We start from the raw sequence: 3,714 nt of genomic DNA on the forward strand, positions 1-3,714 counted from the left end.
CTTCTCTATTCGGACCAACCGGATAGCGGGGAATCCCTCACTCCCCAGCGGCTCATTTACATACTATAGTTGATAAACTTAAAGTATGTAAATCGCGATCTTCCTGCGCATGGATATGCGCAAATTGGTCGGCCGGAACTTCGCCCGCCTGCGTCGGGAGAAGGGCCTGACGCAGGAAGAGGTCGAAGCGCGTTCCGGCTTCAGCCAACAATATCTCAGCAGCCTCGAACGCGGCCGGAGGAACCCAACCGTGATCACGTTGTTTGAACTCGCCCAGGCTCTCGGCGTCAGCCATGTGGATCTGGTCGAGCCCGACGACGAGGTTTGAGCGGCACGCCCGCGAGGATCATGCTTCTCTTCGTGGTCGGTACAAGACCGCCACAGGATGGGATCAGAGGAGCCGGCGGGACAATCTATTTTGCGACGTCACCTCGGCATCGGCCTTGGCGGTCAAGTCGTATTTGCGCGCTCGCCGTTCCCCGTCCCCTCGCGGGGATGTGCCTCGACCGGACTGTGCCCGGTCGAACCTTAAACAGATGACGCAGCGGTTTCCGGCCGCTTGCCCCAGTGGAATTCCGATCCGTCGATCCACATGCGATGAAGGATCACAGCGATCTTGCGCGCCAGCGCGATGATCGCTTTCTTGTGGCCTCGGCGTCGCGAAATCTGTGCGCCCCAAGCCTTGAGCGCTGACCAACGTTTCACCCGTGTCAACAGCACCTGCGCCGCTTCGTAAAGAAGGCTTCGCATCATCTCATCGCCCCATCTCGAGATGCGTCCGTTGCGGTCGACTTCACCGGATTGCTGCTTGCGAGGTGTCAGTCCGAAGTGGGCGCCGACTGTGCGCGAGCGCGTAAAACGCGACGGAACATCGACCGTTGCCCGAAAGGTCAGTGCGACAAGTGGGCCGACGCCGGGAACCGTCATGAAGCGTCGCGTCACCTCGTCATGCTTCGCCAATCGAACGAGCATATCGTCCAACCGGCCGAATTGCTCTCGCAAGGAGCGTCTTGCCAACAGGAGAGCGTCGGCCACGGCGTGCAGGTCGGTATCGGCGATCAGTTCCCGCACCCGTGGTTCGAAGTCGCGCGGCGTCACCTTTCCGAGGTGATAGCCGAAGTTGCGGATGAGGCCGCGGATTTCGTTCTCGACATCCTGAAGCTTGTTCCGCAGAAGTTGCCGTGCGGTCAGGATCGTGCGCAGGCGTTGGCTGTTCGGCGTCTTGACGTGGACCGGTTTGAACAATCCGACGCGCATCATCTGGGCGATGCCGCGCGCGTCGTGCCGGTCGGTCTTGTTGAGCTGAGCGGCGAGCGCCGCTTTCATGTGCCGGGTCTCGACGCAGACGACCGGGATACCGGCTTCAGCCAACCGCCCATAGATGTGTTGCGATAGCATTCCGGCCTCGAGGCCGACACGAACAATCGGAAACCGAAGTGACAGGATATGCTGTGCAATCTCCTCCGGATCCGAGGAGAGCTTGCGTTCGTGTACCACCTGGCCATCGTGATCGACGATGCAGAGATTGACGGTGCGGGCCGAGACATCCAGCCCTATATAGTGCCTTTGGGACATGCCGATTCCCCTTTCGAATTAAGGACCGGCACTTCTCCTAACCAATCTTCAAACGGTTTTGTAAACTACGACTATTTCAGTCGTTCTTTGCTGAGAGGCAGCAGCGCGGCGGACAAATCATTTCTTCCCGGTAGTAATTAGAGCTTAGCTGTTCAGACCCTGTCGCTGCCGCAGCGGCAAATTTCAATGAAGGCGCGGAGCGGCGCGGTTGTAAAACGGCTTGGATAGTAGAGACGCGGGCCGTTCCGAGAAGGCCACATATTCGGCAGAACGGGAACGAGCGTTCCGGCGGCGAAGTCTTCCTCCAACCAATTACGGAAAGTCCCAATGATGCCGATCCCGGTCCTGGCGTAGCGAAGTCCCGTGTCGAGAGCGTTCACGCTCAGGATCAGGCGTGTCGCAGGCTGGACGGTGACCGTTCGAAAATCATCGACGAGGCTCCACGGCAGCAGAGGACCATCCGGCAGGCGATAGCGGATCGCATCGTGCCGGGTCAGTTCTTCGGGGCTCCGGGGCGTACCTCGTGCCTCCAGGTAAGCCGGTGACGCTGCAAGGGCACTCTGCTGGGTCCGGGGGCCGATCGGGATAGACACCATGTCCTTTTCGAGGGCGTCGTCATAGCGGATGCCCGCATCGCAGCCCGCCTTGACGATATCGACGAGACCGTTCTCGACCACGATTTCGACCTCGACGTCGGGATGACGGGCGTGGAATTTCGACAGGAGCGGCGGAAGGATGTCCGGCATCACTGCCCCGGGTACGTTAAGCGTCAGCCGGCCCCGCACGCGGCCCGCCGTGTCGGCGGCCTCGGCGCAGGCTTCCTCGAGCCCGGCGAACAAAGGGGCGATCCGGTCCGCCAGTGCCTGACCTGCGTCTGTCGTGGCCACGCTGCGGGTCGTGCGACGCAGGAGTGGCACGCCGAGGCTAGCCTCCATCCGCGAGATCGTCGTGCTGACCTTCGAAGGAGCGATCCCGAGGCGTCTGGACGCTGCCCTGAACCCGCCTTCGCGAACCACCACGAGAAAAATGGCCAGATCATCATTCGAGACATTGTTCTGCATAGAGAACAAGGTATTCGAAAATACGCGAACTGTCTCAGGGAAAGAGAACAATCAATCTCTCTCCATCAGCCCGCGATCACTTACCGCGCAGCGGACCCACCGAGGAGATTGAGACATGCTTATTGTGACAGGCGCGACCGGCCAACTCGGCCGCAGGATCGTCGAACACCTTCTGCAACATGTGCCTGCCGAACGCATCGGCGTCAGCGTTCGCGACCCGGATCGCGCGGGCGACCTCATGCGGGCCGGCGTGCGGGTGCGCCGGGGCGATTACGACGATCCCGACAGCCTGCGTCATGCGTGGAACGGGGCCGAGCGGATTTTATTGGTCTCGTCGAATGCGGCGGCAAAGGGGGGAGATCCGTTGAAGCAGCATAGGGCCGCGATCGGAGTGGCGCGCGAACTGGGTGTCGGCCGCGTGCTTTATACCAGCCAGGTCTCCTGCGCGCTCGACTCGCACTTCCCGCCAGGGCGGGATCACGCTGCGACCGAGAAGATGTTGGCGGACTCGGGCCTGCCCTGGACGTCCTTACGCCACGGCTTCTACGCGGCGAGCGCCGTTGCTATGAACGCGAACGGACTCGAGGCTGGGACGCTGACCGGCCCCGAGGACGGAAAGGTAGCCTGGACGACCCACGACGATCTTGCCGCCGCCGATGCCATCCTGCTGGCGCGCGGCGAGACGTTCGACGGTCCGACACCGCCGCTGACTGGCAGCGAGGCCCTCGACCTCGCCGACCTCGCGCGGCTGGCAACGGACGTCCTGGGACGGCCCATCGCGCGAGAAATCGTCGAGGAAGATTCCATGGAACGCCATGCTCGGGAGAATGGCATACCTGAGGGTGCTATCGCCGTCATGCTGGGATACTTCCGTGCAGCCCGAGCGGGCGAGTTTGATCGGGTCGATCCGACGCTCGCTCAGTTGCTGGGACGTGCGCCGACGCGGATGCGAGAGTTTCTGGCGACGGTGCAGGGATGACCACTGCGCTAGCGTTAGCGAGCCAAGACCATCGCGTTTTCGCGTGGCGAGTAAGGGCTCGAAGCCGTCGCGCGGGAACGACCGAATACTCCATCTATT

Annotated in this window: 4 protein-coding genes; 2 read left to right on the plus strand and 2 right to left on the minus strand. The window is 61.7% G+C overall.

Going from position 1 to position 3,714, the window contains the following annotated elements:
• Positions 1–109: 109 nt before the first annotated feature.
• Positions 110–328, plus strand: coding sequence for a helix-turn-helix domain-containing protein (locus D3P35_RS25570; protein ID WP_085816326.1), 219 nt, complete (start codon positions 110–112; stop codon positions 326–328).
• 200 nt (positions 329–528) lie between these two features.
• Here the strand turns inward: D3P35_RS25570 and D3P35_RS25575 are convergent, their stop codons facing one another.
• Both D3P35_RS25575 and D3P35_RS25580 read right to left on the minus strand, forming a co-directional pair.
• Positions 529–1,575: an IS110 family transposase gene (locus D3P35_RS25575; RefSeq protein WP_118138754.1), complete on the minus strand. Its 1,047-nt coding sequence runs from the start codon at positions 1,573–1,575 to the stop codon at positions 529–531.
• Between the two features lie 152 nt (positions 1,576–1,727).
• A complete protein-coding gene (locus D3P35_RS25580) occupies positions 1,728–2,687 on the minus strand; it encodes a LysR family transcriptional regulator (protein WP_232830631.1) in 960 nt (319 codons plus the stop codon).
• 64 nt (positions 2,688–2,751) lie between these two features.
• Between D3P35_RS25580 and D3P35_RS25585 the strand changes: the two genes are divergently transcribed.
• Positions 2,752–3,615 (plus strand): NAD(P)H-binding protein, encoded by an 864-nt coding sequence (locus D3P35_RS25585; protein WP_085816323.1) that lies wholly within the window; start codon positions 2,752–2,754, stop codon positions 3,613–3,615.
• Positions 3,616–3,714 lie beyond the last annotated feature (99 nt).

This window comes from Oceanicella sp. SM1341 (assembly GCF_003448965.1).
Classification (GTDB): Bacteria; Pseudomonadota; Alphaproteobacteria; order Rhodobacterales; family Rhodobacteraceae; genus Paroceanicella.